This window comes from Burkholderia sp. HAN2018 (assembly GCF_024704855.1).
GTDB classification, from domain to species: Bacteria; Pseudomonadota; Gammaproteobacteria; order Burkholderiales; family Burkholderiaceae; genus Burkholderia; species Burkholderia cepacia.
This window is the reverse complement of sequence record NZ_QOBB01000109.1, coordinates 1-23,236: the sequence shown is the minus strand read 5'-3', so window position 1 is coordinate 23,236 and position 23,236 is coordinate 1. Positions and strand designations below refer to the sequence as shown.

At 68.4% G+C, this 23,236-nt stretch carries 20 protein-coding genes; 7 read left to right on the top strand and 13 right to left on the bottom strand.

The features are described from left to right. On the top strand, positions 1-847 hold an 847-nt coding region (locus DPV74_RS24545; RefSeq protein ID WP_119338121.1), incomplete at its 5' end, for a hypothetical protein. Positions 848-889: 42 nt separating this feature from the next. Continuing rightward, entirely contained in the window at positions 890-2,119 is a 1,230-nt protein-coding gene (locus tag DPV74_RS24540) for an acetyl-CoA carboxylase biotin carboxylase subunit family protein (RefSeq protein WP_240440016.1), read from the top strand. Positions 2,120-2,186: 67 nt separating this feature from the next. Here DPV74_RS24540 and DPV74_RS24535 read toward each other — a convergent pair whose 3' ends face one another. Then, a complete protein-coding gene (locus DPV74_RS24535; protein WP_230961200.1) occupies positions 2,187-2,762 on the bottom strand; it encodes a GNAT family N-acetyltransferase in 576 nt (191 codons plus the stop codon). Positions 2,763-3,211: 449 nt separating this feature from the next. On the opposite strand from DPV74_RS24535, the gene DPV74_RS24530 reads away from it, so the two are divergent. Together DPV74_RS24530 and DPV74_RS24525 are read left to right on the top strand one after the other, a co-directional pair. Continuing rightward, positions 3,212-4,414 carry an AAA family ATPase gene (locus DPV74_RS24530; protein ID WP_059813305.1) on the top strand — a complete coding sequence of 401 codons (1,203 nt, stop codon included), beginning with the start codon at positions 3,212-3,214 and terminating at the stop codon, positions 4,412-4,414. Positions 4,415-4,418: 4 nt separating this feature from the next. Continuing rightward, positions 4,419-6,122 (top strand): cobalamin biosynthesis protein CobT, encoded by a 1,704-nt coding sequence (locus tag DPV74_RS24525; protein ID WP_119338119.1) that lies wholly within the window; start codon positions 4,419-4,421, stop codon positions 6,120-6,122. On the opposite strand, the gene DPV74_RS24520 is transcribed toward DPV74_RS24525, so the two are convergent. The 4 genes from DPV74_RS24520 to DPV74_RS24505 form a co-directional block, all read right to left on the bottom strand. Next, positions 6,085-7,899, bottom strand: coding sequence for a histidine kinase (locus DPV74_RS24520; RefSeq protein WP_119338118.1), 1,815 nt, complete (start codon positions 7,897-7,899; stop codon positions 6,085-6,087). The genes DPV74_RS24525 and DPV74_RS24520 overlap by 38 nt on opposite strands. Before the next feature lie 78 nt (positions 7,900-7,977). Beyond that, positions 7,978-9,396 (bottom strand): HD domain-containing phosphohydrolase, encoded by a 1,419-nt coding sequence (locus DPV74_RS24515; protein WP_027792744.1) that lies wholly within the window; start codon positions 9,394-9,396, stop codon positions 7,978-7,980. A gap of 137 nt (positions 9,397-9,533) precedes the next feature. Further along, on the bottom strand, positions 9,534-9,983 hold the full coding sequence (locus DPV74_RS24510; RefSeq protein WP_027792745.1) for a GNAT family N-acetyltransferase: 450 nt from the start codon (positions 9,981-9,983) through the stop codon (positions 9,534-9,536). A gap of 109 nt (positions 9,984-10,092) precedes the next feature. Beyond that, positions 10,093-10,530: a tol-pal system YbgF family protein gene (locus DPV74_RS24505; protein WP_027792746.1), complete on the bottom strand. Its 438-nt coding sequence runs from the start codon at positions 10,528-10,530 to the stop codon at positions 10,093-10,095. A 495-nt stretch (positions 10,531-11,025) separates the two neighbouring features. Between DPV74_RS24505 and DPV74_RS24500 the strand changes: the two genes are divergently transcribed. Further along, positions 11,026-12,141 (top strand): hypothetical protein, encoded by a 1,116-nt coding sequence (locus DPV74_RS24500; protein ID WP_119338117.1) that lies wholly within the window; start codon positions 11,026-11,028, stop codon positions 12,139-12,141. An 11-nt stretch (positions 12,142-12,152) separates the two neighbouring features. Continuing rightward, positions 12,153-12,776, top strand: a complete 624-nt coding sequence (locus tag DPV74_RS24495) for an ABC transporter ATP-binding protein (protein WP_060174407.1) — start codon at positions 12,153-12,155, stop codon at positions 12,774-12,776. A gap of 158 nt (positions 12,777-12,934) precedes the next feature. Here DPV74_RS24495 and DPV74_RS24490 read toward each other — a convergent pair whose 3' ends face one another. The 8 genes from DPV74_RS24490 to DPV74_RS24455 all read right to left on the bottom strand — a co-directional run bounded on the left by DPV74_RS24490 (position 12,935) and on the right by DPV74_RS24455 (position 22,171). After that, on the bottom strand, positions 12,935-13,141 hold the full coding sequence (locus tag DPV74_RS24490) for a hypothetical protein (RefSeq protein WP_162923122.1): 207 nt from the start codon (positions 13,139-13,141) through the stop codon (positions 12,935-12,937). 95 nt (positions 13,142-13,236) lie between these two features. Further along, a complete protein-coding gene (pntB, locus tag DPV74_RS24485; protein WP_060084629.1) occupies positions 13,237-14,649 on the bottom strand; it encodes a Re/Si-specific NAD(P)(+) transhydrogenase subunit beta in 1,413 nt (470 codons plus the stop codon). Positions 14,650-14,662: 13 nt separating this feature from the next. Continuing rightward, on the bottom strand, positions 14,663-16,255 hold the full coding sequence (locus DPV74_RS24480; RefSeq protein ID WP_119338116.1) for a Re/Si-specific NAD(P)(+) transhydrogenase subunit alpha: 1,593 nt from the start codon (positions 16,253-16,255) through the stop codon (positions 14,663-14,665). A gap of 583 nt (positions 16,256-16,838) precedes the next feature. Next, positions 16,839-17,423 carry a chloramphenicol phosphotransferase CPT family protein gene (locus DPV74_RS24475; protein WP_081078998.1) on the bottom strand — a complete coding sequence of 195 codons (585 nt, stop codon included), beginning with the start codon at positions 17,421-17,423 and terminating at the stop codon, positions 16,839-16,841. Continuing rightward, positions 17,401-18,867 (bottom strand): MFS transporter, encoded by a 1,467-nt coding sequence (locus DPV74_RS24470; protein ID WP_119338115.1) that lies wholly within the window; start codon positions 18,865-18,867, stop codon positions 17,401-17,403. The genes DPV74_RS24475 and DPV74_RS24470 overlap by 23 nt, the downstream gene beginning before the upstream one ends. Positions 18,868-18,958: 91 nt before the next feature. Beyond that, the gene (locus DPV74_RS24465) at positions 18,959-19,978 is read right to left on the bottom strand and encodes a cyclase family protein (RefSeq protein WP_119338114.1); all 1,020 of its coding nucleotides are present in this window, start codon (positions 19,976-19,978) and stop codon (positions 18,959-18,961) included. Positions 19,979-20,045: 67 nt separating this feature from the next. Next, on the bottom strand, positions 20,046-21,326 hold the full coding sequence (locus DPV74_RS24460) for a CaiB/BaiF CoA-transferase family protein (RefSeq protein WP_119338120.1): 1,281 nt from the start codon (positions 21,324-21,326) through the stop codon (positions 20,046-20,048). Positions 21,327-21,406: 80 nt separating this feature from the next. Beyond that, positions 21,407-22,171, bottom strand: coding sequence for an IclR family transcriptional regulator (locus tag DPV74_RS24455; RefSeq protein WP_060196933.1), 765 nt, complete (start codon positions 22,169-22,171; stop codon positions 21,407-21,409). A 242-nt stretch (positions 22,172-22,413) separates the two neighbouring features. On the opposite strand from DPV74_RS24455, the gene DPV74_RS24450 reads away from it, so the two are divergent. Continuing rightward, the coding region (locus DPV74_RS24450) for a CoA ester lyase (protein WP_162923121.1) at positions 22,414-23,236 on the top strand (823 nt) is incomplete at its 3' end.

Here is a 23,236-nt window from a genome sequence, read left to right as displayed (position 1 = left end):
GCAGCCGCTGATGCCCGTCACCGTGTTCCTGTTCGTGCTCGGCACGCTGCTGCGCGTCGAGCCGAGCGCCGTGCGCGCGGTCGCGCGGCGGCCGGCCGTGTCGCTGCTGCTGCCCGCCGCGACGATGATCCTGTGCCCGGTCGCACTCGGCATCGCCGCGCGGCTCGCCGGCATGCCGTACGACTGGGTGGTCGCGCTCGTGATCGCGTACTGCGCGCCGCCGTCGAGCGGCACGTCGACGATCGCGCGGATGCTGTCGCTCGACGCCAGCGTCGCGCTCGTCGCGACCCTCGCGTCGATGGTGTTCGTCCCGCTCACCGCGCCGCTGCTGACGGCCTGGTTCAGCCACGATGCGGCCGTGTCGATCTCGCCGTTGAATCTCGCGTTGCGGCTCGCGCTGCTGATCGGCAGCGCCGAGGGCGTTGCGCTGCTCGTGCGGCGGTTCGCGGGGTCCCGGCTCGACCGCTATGCGACGCCGGTCGATGCGACCGTCGTCGCCGCGCTGCTGGTGTTCGCGCTCGGCACAATGGCCGGCATGCAGCAATCGATCATCGACGCGCCGCACCGCGCGTTGACGGCGATCGCACTCGCGTTCGCCGTCAACGCGGGCTTCCAGATCATCGCGTACGGGCTCACTCCCGGCGACGTCCGCACACGGCTCAATGTCGCGCTGATCGTCGCCAATCGCAACGTCGGCCTGATGTGGGCCGCACTCGGGCTCGCCGCGACGCCCACCATGGCGCTCGTGTTCACGTGCGCACAGCTGCCGATCTACACGCTCCCGCGCGTCGTCCAGCATCTGCTGCCGCGCCTCGAGGCACAGCGCCTGCGCCGGCGCGCACGTTGACCGGCACGCAATGCCCCCTTCTTCACCGATCAAGGATCCAGCATGAAGCGACTCATCGTGATCGGCGCACGCGCCACCGGCAGCAGCCTCGCGCTCGTGCGCGGCGCGCTCGCCCGCCAGGCGGCCGTGACCGTCATTACCGCGCCCGGTCACAGTCTGGACGGCGTCTTTCCGGACGGCGTCGAGACGATCCATCTCGAACCCGATGCCGCGCTGCTCGCCGGCTGGCTGCGCGCGCGCTATCCGGACGAGATCGACACGCTGCGCGTGACGACCGCGCACGACACCTATGCGCGCACCGCCGCATCGGTCGCCTACGCGCTCGGCCTGCCCGGCCCCGATGCGCGCCACGTCGCGCACGCGGTGTCGAAGTCGAACCAGAAGGCACTGCTCGCCGCGCACGGCATCCCGGCCGCGCAATTCGTCACGGGCACGCTGGCCGCGCCGGCGGCACTCGCAGCCGCGGCCGCTCCGCTGCGTTTCCCGGTCGTCGTCAAGCCGTCGGAAGGCTCGGCGAGCGACGGCGTGCGGCGCTGCGAGGACATCGCCGACGTGCGCGCTCAACTCGACGCGCTCGCCGCCGCTCGAGCCGCCGCTCGAGCCGATACACAGGCGCTTGCGACCGAGCGCATCGTGATCGAGGAATTCCTGGGCGGCAGCGAATACTGCGTCGAGTATTTCGACGGGCGCTATGTCGGCGCGATGCGCAAGCTGAAGCGGCATGGCGCCGGCTTTCTCGAACGCGGCTATACGTCCGAACTCGATCTCGACACGCCGACGCTGCGCGCGCTGATCGATGTCGGTACGCGCGCAACGGCGGCCGCCGGGCTGACATGGGGGCCTGTGCATCTCGACTGCATCGTGCACGACGGCGTGCCGCACGTGATCGAACTGAATCCGCGCATCGCCGGCAGCTTCATCTGCGACATCGTGCGCGACGGCTACGGCTTCGACGTGGCCGAAGCGTTGCTCGACAAGCTCGACGGGCGCCCGGTCGCGATTCCCGAGCGGTTCGAACCGCTCGCGTATGCGCGCGCCGAATTCCTGCTCGACAGCGACCCCGGCGCATGGCGTTTCGCGCAGGCGGGCGAGATCCGCGACGGCACGGTCACGATCAGCTACGGGCCGCAGGTGTTGCCCGACCGCGAGCGGCGTGCGTTTCTTTATGTGCGGGTTGCGCTGCCGGTTGCGCACGATGTGCACGAGACGCCCGCGCATCCCGGCTCGTCGGCCCACCGGGCGTCTGTCGCACCGCCGGCCGTTTCCGGCTGACGGAACAGCCGGCACAAGCGCCCGACTCGACAGGCGCCGTGCCGGCCTGACCGGCTGAGCGGCATCGTCACACCGTGCGCCCCAACAACTGCCCCGGCCACCCGTCCACGTCGAAGGTCGACAGCCGCTCATACCCGCAGGACTCGTAGAAGCGCACCAGCGCGCCGGTCCCGCCCCCATAACAATCCACCCGCAAGCGCTGCACCCCGGCAGCCCGGGCGCGCTCATCCGCAAAGGCCATGAGCCGCCGGCCGACACCGCGCGCCCGCGCGTCGCGCGACGCGACCAGCACTCTCACGTAGATTTCCGGCTCGGTCGCGGGCGGCACGTAGGGCATCGATTCGCCCAGGATCAAGGCGCCCAGGATGCGGCCGTCGGGCGATTCCGCCACCCACGCGTCGGGCAGCGCACAGGCTTCCGTCACGAGCGCAATCCGCTTCGGTTGCGTCGACCAGGGCTCGCGGCCCCATTGCCCGTCGTTGCCGATGTCGACGAACCACGCAATCACTTCATCGAAGATCTCCAGCACGGCCGGCGCATCCAGCGCGCTGGCACGTCGGATCACCCGCTCGTCCGTTCCTGTCACCGTCACGTTCAACACTCCTTCGCCGGCATCGACGACCGGCGCATGGTTGGATGTCACGCCGGGCTACCCGGGGAGGCGCGATGGGAGCCTGGCGATCAAGCCTGCTACGGTACTGAAAATCCACCCCGTTGATCAAGGCGTGACGGCCCACGATCCAACGTGACGGGTGGGCTTCGTCGTACGCCCCGGAGGTCGGCGTCAGGCGAGGGGTCGAGCGACGATGACGCGCATGGAGGTTGCCGACGGACTGCAACACGTCGCGGCGTTGCAGACGGATCGGCACAGTAAAAGCGGTTCGATTCCGTGGCGAGGGTGCCGAAATATCATGCTGCGGCGCATTACACCTGGCCGTCACGTGATGAAGGCAGGCCGACGCGCCGCATCGAAACGAAACGAAACGAAACGAAACGATTCTCGCGCGAATGTCGCCCTTCGCGCCAAAAATATACAATCGTCGCGACGCATCGAAGGCATGAAGCGCCGGCCGCCCACTCTCGCTCGCCACCATGAACGCACCCGCTGACCCCACTCCCTCCGCCCCGTCGGTACTCGGCGTCTATCGGCAACTGGCGGACCCGTCCGCCGGGCAATGGATCGTCAGCCGCTCCGAACGCGCGCACATGTACCGCATCCAGCATCATCGTCCCGACGGCAGCACGTCGGTCGATACGGTCGTCGACGCGGACAACCTCGATGCGAAGCTGCACAAGTGGATCCAGGAAGGTTTCGTCCGGCGCGAAACGGGCGACCATGCGGCCCCCGCGCATCGCGACCGGTTCATGCAGGACCTCCGACACGCGCATGCATCGCGGCCGGCGGCCACCGGCGATGCGGCGCACGTCGTGCAGGTGGGCGGCGTGCCGATGCCGCGCGGCCCGGGCGGGCCGCTCGTGCCGCCCCGGAACCCCGCCTACCTGTTCACCGCGCGCGCGACGGACGTGCTGGAAGACATCGTCGAGAACCGGCGCATCCTGTTGATCGGCCACACCGGCACCGGCAAGACGAGCCTGATCGAGCAGGCCGCCGCGCTGGCCGGCCACGGCGTGCTGCGCTCGAACATGAACGGGCAGACGACGGTCGGCGACTTCGTCGGGTTCTGGACCGTCAAGGGCGGCGAGACCCGCTGGGTCGACGGCGTGCTGCCGACCGCGATGCGCGAAGGGCTGTGGCTCATCGTCGACGAGATCGACTTCGCGGAACCGGCCATCCTCGCGGTGCTCACCGCCGTGCTCGAACCGGCCGGACGCCTGCTGCTCAAGGAGAAAGGCAACGAGATCGTCGTCCCGCATCCGTCGTTCCGGCTGTTCGCGACCGCCAACGCGGCGGGCGCGATGGGGCAGTTCCGCCACCTGTACCAGGGCGCCAACGTGATGAACGAGGCGTTTCTCGACCGCTGGCGCGTGTACCGCCTCGACTACCTGCCGCCGTCCGACGAGGCGCGCGTGCTGCAGCGCACGTTCGGCGCGGCCATGACCGAGGCGATGGCCGGCACGCTCGCGGCGATCGCGGCGGACTGCCGCGCCGCGTTCGTCCGCGAGGATCTGGCCAGCGCGTTCTCGACGCGGCGCCTGATCGACTGGGCCGACCTGATGCTGCGCACCGGCGATCCCGAAGCGGCCGCCGGCCCGACGATCTATGCGAAGGTCGGCGCGGAAGACGCCGACCTGATCCGCAGCATCATTCGCCACTACATCGACGTCGGGGCCTGACGCGATGGACCGCGACGACGATGCGCGCTCGCTCCACCTGACCCGGCTGGCCCGCACGCTCGCGCAACGACACGGCATCGAGGTACGGTTCGCGCGCCACGGCCCGCTCGCGCAGCGCGACCTGCTGGTGCTGCCCGACACGCTGCTCGCGGGCGACGTCGACGACGACGCGATCGTCGGCCTCGTCGATCTCCACGCGGCGCGTGTCCGCTTCGGCGCGATCGATGCCGTTGCCGCGCTGGCGTCGCCCGCGGTGCGCGCGATTGCGCAGGCGATCGACGACCGGCGCGCGGCCGGCCGCCTCGTTGCGCGCTATCCCGGCGCGATGACGTTCCTGCGGCAAATGCGGGTGGCGTCGGCCGCCGATACGCTTCGACGATGGCCACGGATGGCGTGGCGCGACAGGCTCGTATGGCGCATCGAGCGTGCGCTGTGGGACGAACCGCCAGCCACGATCGAGCGCATCCCGTCGCTCGACGCGACGCTCGCCGCGTCGGACGATCTCGTCGACGAAGCGCGCGCCGCGACTTCGACGGCCGACAGCATCCGCGCCGCGCACCGGATCGTCGAGCGCGTCCGCGCGCTGGCCTCGGCCGGTGCGAACAACATGATGTTCACGGCCGATCCGGGCAGCACGATCGACAGCGACAGCATCGCCGCCGAATTCGAATCGGACGGACCGGGCTCGGCGGACGATGCACGTGCGCCGGTTTCGGCCGAATCGGGCGCGGGCGCGATCGCCGACACGGAATCGTCCACGGCATCACCGACGCCGGGCGATGCGGCACCCGGCACGATCCGCCTGTCCGCGGACCGTCGGCCGCTGCTGTCGGTCCCGCTGACCACCGCATTCGACACGGTGACGGACTTCACCGGCAAGGGCGACGCGGCGCGCTGGCACCGCCTGCGAAGCGCGGCCCGCGCGCAGACCGAGCCGCTCAAGCTGCGACTCGAACGCGCGTTGAAAGTGGACGAACAGACGCGCTGGAAGCGCGAACAGGAGCGCGGCGAACTCGACCGGATGGCGCTCGCCCGCCTCGTCACGTCGCCTGGCTACCGCACGCCGTTCCGTGTCCGGCGCGCCGCGCCCGGGCGCGACGCGGCCGTCGGCCTGCTGATCGATTGCAGCGGGTCGATGGCCGGCAGGAAGATCGAGCTCGCCCGGCTGTGCGCGGCGGCGCTGTGCGATGCGCTGATGCAGCTCGGCTTCGCGTGCGAAGCGCTCGGCTACAGCTCCGTCGAAGACGCCGCGATGCGCGCGCATTACCAGCGCTGGATCGACGCCGGCCGCGACACGTTCGGCTATAACCGCTTCGTCGAACGGCTCGACCTGCGCGTCTACAAGCGGTTCGATTCCGACAACCCGAGCGGCCTCGCGTGCATCGAATGCGGCCACGAGAATCCCGACGGCGAGGCGTTGAGCTGGGCCGCCGAACGGCTGCTGGCGCAGCGTGCGCGGCGGCGGATCCTGATGGTGCTGTCGGACGGTTATCCGGCCACCGGCGACGGCAACCCGGCGATCCTGCGCACCGACCTGCGCGCACGCGTCGATGCGCTGCGCGAGCGGCGCGTCGAACTGATCGGCGTCGGGATTCTCGACGATTCGGTCGAAGCGTTCTATCCGGTCAGCAGCGTGGTGGAGCATTTGCACGAGCTGCCGGGCGCGGCGTTCAGCGTCCTGAGCGATACGCTGCTGGACCGGCGCTAACCTCCGCCACGGCCGCAGTCTCGTTCACGCTTTCGTTCGCGTTTCCGCCGGCCCGCCGGATCGGCAGCCGAACGCAGAACGTCGTGCCGCGTCCGGGTTCGCTCGTCACGTCGATGGTGCCGCGATGGCGCTCGACGATCCCGTGCGACACCGACAAGCCGAGCCCCGTGCCCTGCCCGACCGGCTTCGTCGTGAAGAACGGATCGAAGATCCGCCGGACGACATCGGGCGTCATGCCTGTGCCGGTGTCGCTGATCGCGATCGACACCTGCTCGCCGTCGCTCGACGTGCGGATCGTAATCACGCCGCGCTCGGGAATCGCTTGCGCCGCGTTCACCAGCAGGTTCATGAAGACCTGGTTCAACTGCGACGGCAGGCATTCGACCTGCGGCACGTCGCCGTAGTCGCGCACGATCTCGGCCTTGTACTTGAGTTCGTTGTGGACGACGTTGAGCGTGCTTTCCAGCCCTGCACGAAGATCGACCACGCTCCACTCGTCGCTGGCCGGGCGCGAGAAATCGCGCAGGTCCTGCACGATGCGCCGCACGCGCAGCGCGCCGTCGATCGACTCGTCGATCAGCGTCGCGATCTCGCCGCGCACGTAGTCGAGGTCGGCCGAGCGGCCCAGTGCCGTCAGCGCATCGCGCGCGGCCGGGTCGAGCTGCGGCAGCGCGGCTTCATGCGCGGCGATCACGTCGAGCAGGCTGCGCACCCACGTCTTCAACGTATTGAGGTTCGCGCTGACGAACCCGATCGGATTGTTGATCTCGTGCGCGACACCGGCCGCGAGCTGACCGATCGACGCGAGCTTTTCCGACTGCAGCAGCTGCACGTGGGTTTCCTCGAGCGCATGCAACAGGCGCCGCTGCTCCTCCTTCTCCTGTTCGAGCCGCGCCTGCGCGGCCTTGCGCTCGTCGATCTCGGTCGCCATGTTCTCGCGGGTACGTTGCAGCATCGCCGTCGTCTGTTCGTAGCGGTGCAGCGCGCGTTCCAGTTCGACGGTGCGCAAGCGCACGAGCCGCTCGAGCGTATCGGTCATCCCGCGCAGGAAGGTTGTGCGCGCATCGAATCGGCTGAGCAACAGCGTGACGACCAGGGTTCCCGTCGTAAACAGCGCGACGGTCGTCGCGAGCCACGGCGTGTCGACTCCGTTCGCGGCCCCGCATCGCGCGTCCGGCGCGAAATGCGCGGCCGCCATCGCCGTGTAGTGCATGCCGGTAATCGCGACGCCCATGACGACGGCCGCGCCGACGCGCTGGGCGGTCGCATGGCGTGCCTGCCGTGCGCGCAGCGCCTGCGCGATCCACAACGCGGCGGTCGACGCGATCACCGCGATGCCGATCGACGCGGCGAACAGCACGGCATCGTAGCGAATGCCGGGCGCCATGCGCATCGCGGCCATCCCCGCGTAATGCATGCCGGCGATCCCGCCGCCCATCAGCACGCCGCCCGCGAGCAGCCGCCGCCAGCCCAGCCGCGCGCGCGTGACGACATACAGCGCGAAGTACGACACGAGCACGGCAATCGCCAGCGACGCGCCCGTATCCGGCAACGCGTAGCCGAGCGGAATCGGCAGTGAGAACGCGAGCATGCCGACGAAATGCATCGACCAGATGCCCGTCCCCATCGCCGCCGCGCCGCCGCCCAGCCACATGCGCCTGAGCTTCGGGTTGTCGAGCAGCGAGATGAAGGCGGCGAGGTCGAGTGTCGTATAGGAGGCCAGCGTCGCGATCGCGACCGACAGCAGGACGAGCGGAAGATTGTAGGTGCCGTGCATGATCGAGCGCTCGAATCGAGGTGAGTGCGTTGCCGCGGCGCGCATGTGCACCGCGGCCGTCAGGCCGCGCGTCCGGGCTCAGGCAGGCGCCGCGCCGGCATTCGGCACGCCCTGCGCCGGCTTCGCCGCCTGGCCGGCCAGCACGAGGATGTCGAACGCCGTCCCCTCGCGTGTCTCGAAGCGGCGCACGAGCTCGATCTGGTGTGCGGACATCACGCTGCCCTTGGTCATCAGCAGCACGCCGCGATGCGTGCGCAGATCGTCGGCGAGCTGCATCCCTTCGCGCAACTGCGCCGACTTGATCTCCGCGACGGACGCCGCGATGCCGAGGCTCGCCGGGTCCCGCATCAGTTCGGCGAGGTTTTCGACGATGCGCGGGTCGTAACGCACGCCGGCCTGCGAACGCATTGCGTCGAGCGCCTGCTCGACCGAATGCGGCGCACCGATGTCGCCATTGCGCAGCCCCTCGAAATCGCGCGCGATCGCGACGATCCGCGAGCCGGGCGGGATCGAGTCGCCGGCCAGCCCGTCCGGCGTGCCGCGCCCGTTGAAGCGCTCGTACTGGTGCAGCACGATCGACGCGACCTTGTGCAATTGCGCGACCGGCGTCAGCACCATCTGCGCGCGCAGCGGATGCTGCTGGAACAGGCCGTGCTCTTCCGCCGTCATCCGCGTGAGCGGCTTGTGCAGCAATTCGTCCGGCAGCGACAGCTTGCCGATGCCATGCAGCAGCCCCGCGAAGTAGACGTCCTGCGCATGCAGCTCGCTCATCCCGGAGGCCAGCGCGAGCCGCCGCGCAATCTCGCCGACCCGCATCGCGTGACCGCTGGCCGACCCGCAGCGCATCTCGATCATGCTCGCGCACACCTGGACCATCGCGGTGAAACTGCTTTTCAGGTCGCGCTGCGCGGCTTCGAGGAACATCACGGTCTGCCCGAGTTCCTCGGTGCGCGCGCGAACCTGCGTTTCGAGTTCCGTGTTGAAACGGCGCAGCGCTTCGTTCTGCGCTTCCGTCAGCGCGGCGAGCCGCGCCGCCTCGTGCCGCAAACGGCGCTGCTCCAGCGCCTGTTCGATGGTCAGCAGCAGGTCGTGATCGTCCCACGGCTTGTTCAGGTAACGATAGACGCCGCCCTCGTTGACGGCCTGCATGACCGACGCGATCTCCGCATAACCGGTCAGCAGGATACGCATCGTGTCCGGGTAGAGCGCCCGGGCACGGGCCAGGAACTCCGCGCCGCTCATGCCCGGCATCCGCATGTCGGACACGATCAGGTCGACTTCGGTCGACGCCAGCACCTCGAGGGCGGCCTCGCCGCTCTCCGCGGTCAGGATCTCGTAGCCGGCGGGCCGGAACACGCGCCGGAGCGCCGACAGCACGCTCGGCTCGTCGTCGACCAGCAGGATCGACGGCACGCCATCCGCGTCGTCGGATGTCGCTGCCGCCCCGGTCGTTTCAGGCGATACCGCATTCGGTCCGTTTGTTGCAGATGTCGTCATGATTGGCCTCGGATCATGTAGTTATATTCTCTCTGCATCATCGGCATGCGCCGCGCATTCGATATCCGGGAAAACGCTGATGCGCTCACCCGGATCACACCCCGCATGCGTCGTCACGACGCGCGGGCATGTGCGATCTACGCCGTCGCCGAACCCGGTTCGCGCACGTAGTAGATGTCCCACTCCGCTTCGTCGGCCTGCATGAAGCCGTGCCGCGCATAGAAACGGTTCGAATCGCTGCCGCGCAGCGCGCCGACACGCACGGGCACGCGCTGCGCGTCCGCCTCGGCAAAGATCCGTTGCAGCACGGCCGCGCCGATGCCCTTTCCCTGGTGCGCGGGCACGATGTACAGATGGTCGAGCAACCAGTGGTCTTCCTGCGGCCGAACCACGAAGAAACCCGCGTTCACGCCATCGGCTTCGATGAAGCGGCATAGCGCCGGGTCGAACGACGCGAGAAAGCGTTCGCGCGCACGCCGCGGATCGAAGCGGCCGATGCGCTCGAGGCTGTCGCGCATCGCGGCGATGCGAATCGCGACCAGCGTTTCGGCATCGGATTGGGCGGCGAGGGGAAAGGTCAGGTTCATGGGCAGGTCGTGCACACGTGGAGAAAACGCCAGGCATCGCATCGCGGCGCGACGCGGCCGCCAAAGCCTGCTCGCGATTCCGGCCGCCAGCCGGCACCCACGGCGCGCGTCAGGGCGTCTCGATGCCTTCCGCACGCGTGGCAAGGAATCGCAAGTACCTGGCATCCTCGTCCTCGAACAGCTCCGGCCCGCCCGCCATGTATGCGCGCATCAGTTCGTCGGCCGCGCGGTCGAGATTGCCCAGTTCGAACTGGCACTGGCCGAGCCGCAGGTGCAGGAACGGGTTGCCGATCGCGTTGGGGAAGTGCATCGCCTGGCCGAGATTCTCGCACCCGGCCGCGTAGTCCGCTTGAAGGAAATTCGCGTCGCCGATCGCGGCCATCAACCACGTTCCGGCCTCCCAGTTGGTCTTCGGTTCGGGAAGCAGGTCGAATCCTGCCCGGAATTTCTCCAGTGCGCCTTCGTAGTCGCCGTCTTCCATCAACGCATCGCCCGCGTCGCTCAGCGCGCCGATCCGCTCATACAGCTCGTTGTCCAGTTCCGCCATGTCGAATCCCTGTTCCTGAGTTGAAATCGGCCCGGTGCGGCCGGTGGTTGCGATGCAATCGCGTGTGGTGTGGTGTGGCGTGCCGTGTTGCGGTCCTGCCCGTTCATCCGCCCGGCATTCGTCCAGCATACCCGAGCCGTATGACGCGCGTGTCGCGACTTGCCGCGCACCTGTCCGGCACCTGTCGAACGATCCGCGTCGGCTTCGTGCGCATGAATCCGCTACGCTGACGGATGCCTCGTGCCACCGTGACCCGCCCGCCGACGCGGCGATTCGCAGCGACGGTTTCTCATGCGGCACGGTGACCTCGTGCGTGCCGCCCCGGCCGCCAAAGGCGGGGATGGTTGTGCCGCGGCGACCACCGTGGCAGGATGCCGGGTTCGTTTGCACGGTGAAAGGGAGCTGGAAGCGATGTTGTCTTGCCGACTGAGGTGGTACGCGCTCGCGACGTCAAACCTGCTGCGCAGGCATTGGTAGGCGCTGCTCCTGCTGGCCATGCTGTTGCTGCCGGCGATGCCGGTGTTTTCGCAGACGCGCATTCTGGGTGCGCCGGTACTCGCGGCGCTGGCGCCGTCGCATGGCATCGAATGGCGGTTCGCGTGGGTGCACCTGCTCGAAGCCGTGGGCATCCTGTGGGTGCTGGCGCAGCGTCGTGCCATCACCGGGGGGCCGTTCGTCACCTTCCTCGCGTCCTTGCCCGTCTCCAGCGGCCGCCGTCGCGCCATCGACACGATCGTCGTGATCGTCGCGAGTACGCCGCTGCTGCTGCCCGTGCTCGCCGCCGCCATCGCGCTCGCCTTCCTGCCGCAAAAGGCGATCAACTACCTGTTCGTTCTCGACCTGTTCCTGATCACGCTCGGATGGCAATTGACCGCGCTGTCGCGCAACCTGCGCAATGCAATCGCGTTGATCGTTGCGAATGTCTTCCTGATCGGCGGCTTTCACGTCGAGGGGGCGTTACGTCCCGCGTGGCTGACCGTGGCATTGTTGCTCGCCGCTTTCACGATTGCGCATACGGCCCCTGCGCGGGCCGCCCGTTCGGAAATGCCGGGGGCGTTCCCTCGTCGCATCGCGGATGCGATCCGCGTCCATGTCCGGAACGGGCTGCCGCCCATCGCGAGGCTGCAGATCGGCATCCTGCGGGATCGCGCCGCGAGCACCGCCGGGCACTGCCTGATGATGGGTGCGGTCACCGCTTCGACATGCTTCCTGCTTGCGCTCTGGGGGTTCGACCAGCGCGCCGTTCCGCTGACGCTGATCGCGCAGGCCGTCATCGCGCTGATCGCGGCGACGACGTATCGCGATTTGCAGGCGGCACACCTGCATGCGTCGCACTTCATGCAATCGTTGCCGCTGTCGACCTTCGCGAAGCGCCGGGCCGACTGTCTGACCGTTGCCGCGCTGGCGCTGCCGTTCGCCGCCGTCGCCCCGCTGTTGCTGGTGACGCACGGCGTGCTGTCATCGCAGATGGCGGCGGCGCTCGTGTGCTCGGGCGCACCGCTCGTCGCATTACACTATCTGCCGCAACGCTACGCGTCCCGACAATCCGTGTTGCTGGGCATCGCGCTGACCGTAGTCTGGGTCACGCTGGCCTGGCAAGTTTTCGTTTGATTACCCGATCCATGCTCCGCTTCGACAATCTCGGCAAGCGCTTCGACAAGCGCGTCATCTTCCAAGGGCTCAACTTCGCATCCGGCGCCGGGTGCGTGGCGCTGTGCGACGAAAACGGCAGCGGCAAATCGACGTTGCTCGGCATTCTCGCCGGCACGATCGACGCGGACGAAGGCGAAGTCTGGCTCGGCGGCCATTCCCTGCGCACCGCGCCGCTCGCGGCGAAATCCGCGCTGGCGTACGTACCCGACGATTGCCTGACGTATCCGTTCCAGACCGGACGCGCGTTTCTCGATCTCGTGGCCGCGGCCAAGAAAACCGTCGTCGACACCCGCACGCTCGAGCTGGCCGATCGATTCGGGCTCGCCCCGCATATGGACAAGCGCTTCGAGCAGATGTCGCTCGGCACGCGCAAGAAACTGTTCCTGACGGCGACGACACTCGGCGCGCCCACCGTCGTGATCGCCGACGAACCGGGCAACGGGCTCGACGCCGCGTCGCGTGCGGTGCTCGTCGACCTGTTCAGGACGTTGGCTGCGGACCGTGCCGTCTTTTTTTCGAGTCACGACCTGGCGCTGGCGCGTGCATGCGACGCAAGGATCACCGGTTTCGCGGAACTGGGAGCGGCTGGATAGGCGACATCGTCACGCGCAGTCGTGTGGGAACCACCGGCGCGGCTGCGTGACATGAGGAACGAGGAGGAGAGGCGCCGGTACCGTTTGCGGCAAGCTGTGGTATCGGCGGCAGGCAAGGATCTGGTGCCTGATTCGTGCGGATAGGCGTGATAGCACGTTCACACGGGACAGCGGTCGACCAGCACCATTCCGGCGGCCGGCCAGGTTTCGGCGATCGTCACGCCGATGATGGAGCCGCCGCCCGCTCCAACGGCATCATTCGCATGGTTCGTCGATCCGCGCACCGACGATCGATCGCGCTCTTTTCCCGGAAGTGCGAAACATCCGATCCCGTCTCGCACTTCCGTGATCTTTCCGATACGCACGTCGGGCGTGCCGGGCCCCGATCAACCCGCCGTTCGACACCACGGCCGCTGACCGTTCGACCCGCGCACCCATACGCCCACGCCCGTGCGCCTCGTCAGGCTTTCAACGCCCCGAAAACCTCGTCCAGCATCTTCTTGGCGTCGCCGAACAGCATCCGGTTGTTGTCCTTGTAGAACAGCGGATTGTCGACGCCCGCATAACCTGACGCCATGCTGCGCTTCATCACGATCGACGTCTTCGCCTTCCACACCTCGAGCACCGGCATGCCGGCGATCGGGCTGGCCGGATCTTCCTGCGCGGCCGGGTTCACGATGTCGTTGGCGCCGATCACCATCGACACGTCGGCTTCCGGGAAATCGCCGTTGATCTCGTCCATCTCCATCACGATGTCGTAAGGCACCTTCGCCTCGGCGAGCAGCACGTTCATGTGCCCCGGCATGCGGCCGGCCACCGGATGGATCGCGAAGCGCACGTCGACGCCCTTCTCGCGCAGCACCTTCGTGAGTTCATGCACCGTGTGCTGGGCCTGCGCCACCGCCATCCCGTACCCGGGCACGATGATCACGCTCTTGGCATCGCGCAGCAGTTCGGCCGTCTCCAGCGCGCTCACCGCCACCACTTCGCCGGCCGGCTGCGCGCCGGCGCCTGCCGCCGCGGGCGCACCGCTGCCGGTGCCGAAGCCGCCCGCGATCACGCTGATGAAGTTGCGGTTCATCGCGCGGCACATGATGTACGACAGGATCGCACCCGACGAGCCCACCAGCGCGCCGATCACGATCAGCAGGTCGTTGCCGAGCATGAAGCCGGTGGCCGCCGCCGCCCAGCCCGAGTAGCTGTTGAGCATCGACACCACGACGGGCATGTCCGCGCCGCCGATCGCCATCACCATGTGCACGCCGAACAGCAGCGACACCACCGTCATCACGATGAGCGGCGTCATGCCGTCCTGGATCGTCTCCGCATGCAGGAACGCACGACCGTAATAGATCACGATCAGCAGCGCGGCGAGGTTGAGCCAGTGCCGCGCCGGCAGCAGCAGCGGCTTGCCGCCGATCTTGCCGGAGAGCTTGCCGAACGCGATGACCGAGCCCGCGAAGGTCACCGCGCCGATCAGGATGCCCACGTAGATCTCCACTTCGTGGATGGCCTTCTCCGCGCCGCTGAACTGCACCGACGTATCGATGTAGCTGGCGAAGCCCACCAGGCAGGCCGCGAGACCGACCAGGCTGTGCATCAGCGCAACCAGTTCGGGCATCTGCGTCATCTGCACCTTCTTCGCGGCGACGAGGCCGACGGCGCCGCCGACGACCAGCGCGGCCACGACATACGGAATGCCTTCGGCCGACACGCGCGGGCCGAGTACGGTGGCGAGCACGGCGATCAGCATCCCGATCATGCCGAGCAGGTTGCCGCGGCGCGCGGTCTCGGGGTTCGCCAGCCCGCCGAGGCTGAGGATGAAGAGGATGGCCGCGCCGATGTAGGAGACGGTAGTCAGGTTGGAAGTCATTGTTGTCGTCTCCTTACTTGCGGAACATCGCCAGCATGCGGCGCGTCACCGCGAAGCCGCCGAACATGTTGACGGCCGTGAGCGTCAGCGCACCCACCGCCAGGCCGAGGATCAGCCCCGACGGCCGGTCGCCGGCCGCGGCCTCGCCCAGCGGCGGCGCGACCTGCACCAGCGCGCCGATCGCGATGATCGACGAGATCGCGTTGGTGACGCTCATCAGCGGCGTATGCAGCGACGGCGTGACGTTCCAGATCACCATGTAGCCGACGAAGCAGGCCAGCACGAACACCGTGAAGTGCGCCAGGAACGTGGCCGGCGCGAACTGGCCGACCAGCAGGAACGCCAGTGCGCCGACGGCGAACACGATCGCGAGCGACTTCGCCGACATCGGCTCGCCGCTGCCGTGCCCGTGGCCCTTGGACGCGGTTGCCGCAACCGGCGCCGCCGGGGGTTTCGGTGCCGCGGCCGGCTGCTGGATCGGCGGCGGCGGCCAGGTCACGCTGCCTTCCTTGATAACCGTGAGGCCGCGGATCGCGTCGTCATTGAAGTCGACGTTGATCATGCCGTCCTTCGCCTTGCACAGCTCCTCGATCACGCGCAGCAGGTTGGTCGCATACAGCGTCGACGACTGTCGCGCCAGGCGCGACGCGAGATCCGTGTAGCCGACGATCGTCACGCCGTGGCGGACCACCGCCTCGCCCGGCACCGTCAGCTCGCAGTTGCCGCCTTGCTCGCCGGCCATGTCGACGATCACGCTGCCCGGCTTCATCGACTGCACCATCTCGGCCGTGATGAGCTTCGGTGCCGGCTTGCCCGGAATCAGCGCGGTGGTGATGATGATGTCCGCGTCCTTGGCCTGCTGCGCGTACATCGCGCGCTGTGCCTGCTGGAAGCCTTCGCTCATCACCTTCGCATAACCGCCGCCGCCCGAGCCCTCTTCCTCGTAGTCGACCTTGACGAATTCGCCGCCGAGCGACTTGACCTGGTCGGCCACTTCCGCGCGCGTGTCGTTGGCGCGCACGATCGCGCCGAGGCCGGCGGCCGTGCCGATGGCCGCGAGGCCGGCGACGCCCGCGCCGGCGACGAACACCTTGGCCGGCGGCACCTTGCCCGCGGCCGTGATCTGCCCGTTGAAGTAACGGCCGAACGCATGGGCCGCCTCGATGACGGCGCGGTAGCCGCTCACGCCGGCCATCGACGTGAGCGCATCCATCTTCTGCGCGCGCGACAGTGTGCGCGGCAGGGAATCGATCGCCAGCACCGTGGCCCGCTTCGCGGCCAGCTGCTGCATCAGTTCGGGGTTCTGCGCCGGCCAGACGAAGCCGACCAGCGTGCTGCCTTCACGCAACAGCGCGACTTCCTCGCTGCTCGGCGGGCGCACCTTGAGGACGATATCGCTGCGGCCCCACAGATCGGCGGCCGTCGCCACGACTTCGGCCCCGGCCGTGCGGTAGTCGTCGTCGCTGAAGTTCGCGCCGGTGCCGGCACCGCTTTGCACGGCCACCGAGAACCCGAGCTTGATCAGCTTTTCGACCACGTCGGGAACCGTCGCTACGCGCCGTTCCTCGTTGGCCGTCTCCAGAGGGACCCCAATCAGTAATGTCATATCCTGAACTGTCAGTAGTGGCCGTCGCTAGGAGTTACGGCCTGCGTTTCAAGTCACCCAACTCAATCCGTGTACGACGCTGTTCCGCGGGCAGCTTCGCACTGCCGCGCAGAATTCACAAACTGTTCATCCTCTAAACAATCGGCTTGTCAGATCCGGGCGGTTCATGCTCCAGCCTGATTTTTCCGACGAATAGCCGGCGCATGATCCATTCGGATAAGAACTGCGAAGCATATCCCGTGCCAAAGTCTTTCCGAAATTTATATTTTGAATCGGCGCGCATTCAATCCATGAATCCCCTGTCTGGACACGACGGGCCTATAACCTGGCGTTTACCCGCTGGAACCGCTTCGCACGGCCTTTCGGCGCGTGAATCCGCTTGAAATTCGCTTTCAATCCGTTCGAAACATGAAAAACCGGTTATCGGCACGAACGCTTCGGAATCGGTTTCATTGCGAATTTCCCGCTTGTCGGCACAATGCGATTTGTCGCGTGCGAACGACATCATCCGCGTGGCCGATGACATTCGCTGCCGGCGAGTTTAAGGGAGAACGCAGCCTGTCAGGATCAAGCGCGACGACGCTCACTCGCGCTGCGCGTCGACGTGGGCACGGATGCGGCGCGCGCCCTCTTCCGGCGTGCATGTCGACGTGTCGATGCGCAGCGCGTAAGGCCGCGAATAAGCCGGATGCCCGAACTGGGAGCGGGCCATGCCCTCGCCGCGATCCGGCCTCGCGCGTTCGCGCTGTTCGAGGATATCCAGCGGGCACGTCACGCCGATGACGAAGGTCTGACGCGGCGACAGCGCGGCAATGCATGCGTCGAGCGCGGCCGGATCCCGGAGCACGAGATCCAGCACGATCTCGAAATGGCTGGCCGCGATCCGTGCGAGTGTCGACTGCAGGTTGAGCTGGTGGAGTCTCAGCGCCTGATTCAGCTCCTCGTCCGATCGCATGTCACGCCGGCGCGACATCTCGACGAACGCGTCGAGCGAGACGTGAAACGTCGGCACGTCCGACCCTTGCTGGAGCGCCCTGGCCAGGCTGCTCTTCCCTGCACTGGTCGGGCCGTGCAATACGACGGCAACGGGTTTCATGGCGATGGTCGATGGGCGAGGTGCCCGGTTGCCGCGATGAATCAGGATGCTAGCCCAATTTTCGCCGCCCATCGACACGCCCGGTCGGCGCTTCGGCGAGCCCGCGCAACGCCGCCGCGTGCTCGGCGCTGTCCGCGATCTCGTCCAGTGCCCGGTTGTTGGTACGCGGCCCGAACACGCCGATCGACACCATCACGATCAGCATGCTGCCGCCGATCAGCACGAACACGGCCGACACCCCGGCGCGTTCGAGCAGCAGCGCGACGATGAAACTGCTCGCGATCCCCGTCAGGCGGCCGATCGAATGCACGAAGCCGAGCGCGCGCCCGCGGATCTCGGTCGGAAACACTTCCGACTGGTACGCGGTGCCGTTGCTCGCGAGCACCGTGTTGGACAGCGTGACGAGCAAGCCGAACGCGATCACGAACGGCGCCTGCGCCGACATCGCGAACGCGGTGCCGAACAGCGCGACGCCGAACGCCGACGCAACGATCAACCATTTGCGCTCGATCCGGTCGGCAAGCAGGCCGGCGACGAACGGCGACACCGGATACGCGAACGCGATCACGAACGCATACCAGAGGCTCTTCGTGACGCTCGCGCCCTGCGCGGCGAGCAGCGTCGGCAGCCACTGGCTGAAGCCGAAGAAACCGATGCTCAGGAATGCATTGAACGCGATCAGCATCGTCGTGCGGCCGCGATGCCGCGCATCCCACATCGACGGCGCGCGCTGTGCGGCAGTGGCCGTGGCCGCTGCGGCCGGCGTCGGGACTGCGGGCAGCGGCCGGCCGGATTCCCGCTCGACGGCCTGCTCGAGCCGCCGCAGCACGGCTTCGGCCTCGGCCTCGCGGCCCGTGTGGGCGAGCCAGCGCGGCGACTCCGGCAACCGCGACTGCAGCCACCAGACGAAAACCGCCCCGCTGCCGCCGAGCAGCACGACCCAGCGCCATCCGGACATGCCGAGCGGATCGTGCGGCACCCATAACCACGACACCAGCGCCAGCACGGGCATCGCGAGATAGCCGACCGCGAAGCACAGCGCGAATGCGCGGCCGCGCACCGCCTTCGGCACCAGCTCGGTCAGGAACGCGCCGATCGTGATCAGCTCCGCGCCGATGCCGCAGCCCGCGATGAAACGGCACACGAGGATGCCAAGCGCATGCGTCTGCACGCACATCGCCAGGCTCGCCGCCGTGTAGAGCAGCAGCGCGCCGGTGAACAACGCGCGCCGCCCGAAGCGGTCCGCGAGACGCGACACGAACATCTCGCCGACGAACAGCCCGGCGAACGTCGCCGCGCCGAGCGCGCCCTGGTCCGACATGCCGAGCACGCCGTGCGAGCCTGCGTGAAAGATGCCGTCGCGGATCAGCCCTGGCGGCAGGTAGGTCATCTGGAACAGGTCGTAGACCTCGAAAAACCCGCCGACGCTCAGGAACAGCACGAGCGTCCAGATGCTGGCCGTCGCGGGCAGGCGGTCGATGCGGGCGGCGATCGACGCCGCATGGGAATGGGACATGGCGATTCCTCGATGATCCGCCCGCGCGGCCTGCGCGAAGCGGCGAAGCGGCAGACCCGGCGCCGGCGCGGCATGCGCGCGGCGCCGGCGTTCATACGGTGGCGACCGGATTGACCGGCGACCCGACGAGCCCGCGCAGGTGCAGCGGCGGCGCGGTCAGCAGGAAGCGGTTGCGCCGGTGCGCGTGCAGCCAGTCGGCGAGCGGCGTCAGGTGCCACAGCTCGCCGAGGTGGATGCCGAGCTTGAACAGGCACAGCTCGTGCAGCGGCATCAGCGCGCCGGGCCGCTCGCGCGCCCGCGCATCGCGCGGTCGCTCCTCGACCGCGTGGTTGTCCGCCGCGAGCGCGGCGAGCCCCGACGCGTCGATCCATTCGAGCAGGCGCGGGTCGTCGCCGTCGAGCACGCAGCACACGTCCGGCGCGGCGGGTTCGCCGCGCGCGTCGGCGTCGAGCAGGCGATCGGCGAAGCCCGTATGCACGCACACGATGTCGCCGCGCTCGACGATCACGTCGTCCGCGCGCAGCACCGCCATCCACTCCGCGTAGCCGATCTTGCGCCGCTCGTCGCCGAAGTGGCGCCGCAGGTCAACGAGCACGCCGCGCCCCTGCACGCCCGTCTGCGCCATCACCTCGATGCCGAGCGCGCGCGCGCCGCCGCGCGGCGCACCCGCTTCGGGCACCTGGATGTGCTCGTCCATCCGGTAGCCGTTGTAGAACATGCGGGCCCGCTCGCCGTCGCCCGCCGGATCGAACAGCGAGCCGACGTGCGACAGCGCATCCCACTGCGTCGAGAACTGCGAGTGCATGCAGAACGAATCGTCGCAGACGACGTCGGTTGCGTTCGCAACCTGTTCATCCGCCCGATAACCGAAATACGGCCTGTCGCCGAGCAGCGCCGGCATGATCGCCGGCGGCCGGCGCCGCGCGTTCAACCCGCCGCCGCGCGGCACGTCGAGCGGCAGGCTCAGCGAAAACACGCGGCCTTCGCGCACTTCCGCGACGCCGCGCAGCACCGCGTCGGCGGTCAGCCAGTTCAGGCGCCCTTTCTGATCGTCCGGGCCGAAATCCCCCCAGTTCGAGCCGGGCGGCCGATGGGTCCAGCGTGGCTTCATGGTTGTCTCCTCCATGCAATGTCCAGGGTGCGGCGGCCGTCCTTCGCGGCCGCGTCGCACGTCGCGCCTACCGCGTGCGGATCACGCCCAGCCCCGCGAGCCGCTCGTATTCGCGTTCGCCGAGCAGCGGCAGCAGGATCTCGCGATTGTTCTCGCCGAGCGCGGGCGCGGGCCGGCGGAACGTGCCGGGCGTGGCCGACAGGCGCGGCGTGATGTTGTGCATCGGCAGGCTGCCGACGTCGTCGTCCGGCAGCTCGACGAGCGCCTCGCGCTCGATCACATAGCGGTCCTGAACGATCTGCGCGATATCCTGGATCGGCCCGACCGTCACGCCCGCTTCTTCGAAGAACGCGAGATTGGCATCGAGATCGCGCGCGGCGATGAATTCGCCGACGATCGCATCGAGCGCTTCCGCGTGCTGCACGCGCTGCACGTTGGTCGCGTAGCGCGGATCGTCGATCAGCTCCGCGCGGCCGATCGCGCGGAACAGCCGCTCGGCCATCGCCTGCGTCGAGCTCGACAGGCACAGCCACTTGCCGTCGCGGGTCCGATACGCGTTGCGCGGCGCGGTGTTCGACGAGCGGCTGCCGGTGCGCTCCTTGATCTTGCCGGTCATCACGTAGTTCGCGGCGGCCGGGCCGAGGATCGACAGCAGCGGCTCGAACAGCGACACGTCGATCACCTGCCCCGCCGCGCCGTGCGCGTCGCGCGCATGCAGCGCGACCAGCACGGCGATCGCGCCGGACAGCCCGGCCGTCATGTCGCCGAGGAACATCGGCGGCAGCACCGGCTCGCGATCGGCGAAGCCGTTGATCGCCGCGAACCCCGCATATCCTTCCGCGAGCGTGCCGAAGCCCGGCTTGTGGCGGTACGGCCCGGTCTGCCCCCAGCCGGAGATCCGCGCGATCACCAGCTCGGGACGGATCGCGAGCAGGTCGTCCGGGCCGAGCCCCATCTTCTCGGCGACGCCGGGCTTGAAGCTTTCGACGAACACGTCCGCGTCGCGCACCAGCCGGCGGACGATGTCGATGCCCTCGGGCGTGCGCAGGTCGACGCACACGCTGCGCTTGTTGCGCCCGTATACCTTCCAGTTCGTGCTGATCCCGCCCGCGCCGACCGCGCGCAGCGTATCGCCGCGCTCGCTCTCGACCTTCACGACGTCCGCGCCGAAATCGGCGAGCTGCACGCTCAGCATGTTGCCGGCCATCAGGCGCGACAGGTCAACGACGCGCACGCCCGCGAGCGGCCCCTGCGCGCCGGCGTCGAACGGTTTCGGATGAATCGGGCCGGTGGACGCGCGACGGTGCGCGCCGGCCGCGTGAGCGGCCTGCGGGTCGGGAACGAACATGCTTGTCTCCTGGTTGGTGTATGCGTCGTGCGAGGCGGACTGCAAGGCGGACTTCGAGGCGCGCTCAGCCGCGCGCGGCGCTACTCGAGCAGCGCGCCGAGCTGGTCGGCCGCGCGAAATGCCGCGCCTGCGGCGGGCAGATCGCCGCCGAGCGCATGCGTCAGCTCGGCGGCGGCCGCCTGCACGCGCGGCAGGTAGTCGGCCAGCACCTTCTTGTTGAAGCGATACCGCGGTACGCCGAGCGAGATCGCGCCGCTGAGCACGCGGCCGACGCCGAATGCCGGGCACGCGATCGCCGCGCTTTCCGGATCGCGCTCGGCGATCGATACCGCGTAGCCCTGCTCGGCCGTCTTCTCGTAGTCGCCGCCGCGCGTGCCGCTGAACGCAAGCAGCACACGGCCGGCCGCGCCGACGTCGAGCGGGAAGCGGTCGCCCTCGCGCAGGTGCGTGCGCACCGAGCGCTGCGCCTGGATGCGGAACAGGCACACGCGCTGGTCGCCTTCACGCACGTAGAACGCGGCTGTCTCGCCGGTTTCCGCCGACAGTCTCGACAGGATCGGCATCACGTACTCGCGCAGCTGGAACGACTCGCGATACATCATCCCGAGCTGGAACACGGCGGGCCCCAGCACATAGCGCCCGTCCGGCAGGCGCTTGATGAAGCGGAACTGCTCGAGCGACTCGAACATCCGCAACAGCGTGCTCATGTTGAGCCCCGTCTCCTCGCTCACCTGCGCGAGCATCAGCCCGCCGGGCGCGTTGCCGAATGCCAGCAGCGCGGTCAGCGCGCGGTTGACCGCGGCCACGCCGCCCTCTGCCGGATTGCTTGTCTCCACCTTGTTCATGTCCACCTCGTGCGATGCCGGGCTGTTCGTGTCAGGTCGGTGCCACGTTACGCTGGCCGGCATCGAAAAATGAAAGTCACTTTCATTATACGCAGATCATCGATGACATCAACATGAATCCGCAGAGCTTCGCTCGGTCATCATCCTGCAATGTTCCTTGATACTAGGCGTTAACGATAATCTTGACGAATGCGGTCATCCATCACAAAAATGAAAGTGACTTTCATTTTATGAGACCGTAGATGAATTCATCGTCACAACCCGTCTGGCGCTCGCTGCTGTACGTCCCCGCGCACGTCCCCCGTTTCGTCGCATCGGCCGCCGCGAGCGACGCCGATGCGCTGATCCTCGATCTCGAGGACAGCGTCCCGCCCGCATGCAAGGCGGCCGCCCGCGACGAGCTGGCCGACGCCGTGCCGGCGCTGCGCGCGCCGGGCCGCGACTTGCTGGTGCGCGCCAACGGCCCGCTCGACCAGCTCGTGCCCGACCTGCGCGCGGCCGTCCGGGCCGGCGTGGACGGCGTCGTGCTGCCGAAGGTGCGCGGCGGCTCGCACATCGAGGCGATCGACGAACTGCTGGCCGCGCTCGAAGAAGAAGCCGGCGCGCCGCCCGGCCGCACGCGGATCGTCGCGATCGTCGAAACGCCGCGCGCGTTCCAGGCAATGGACCGGATCGCGCAGGCGTCGCCGCGCGTCGTCGCGATGATGCTGGGCGGCGGCGATTTCGCGCTGAACTGCGAAAGCGGCGCGAGCGCCGATGTGCTGCGCGTGCCGAAACAGTTGCTGATCATCGCCGCGCGCGCCGCCGGCATCCTGCCGCTCGGCCTCATCGGCGGCCTCGACGAACTGCGCGATCTCGACGCGTTCGAGCGCATCGCGCGCGCGTCCGCGGAGCTCGGCTATGCAGGCGCGACCTGCATCCACCCGCTGCAGGTCGGCGCGCTCAACCGTGCGTTCCGGCCCGACGACGCCGCGGTGCGCGACGCGCACGCGGTGCTGGCCGCCTACGACGACGCACGTGCGAACGGGCGCGGCGCGCTGCGCGTCGACGGCCGGATGGTCGACG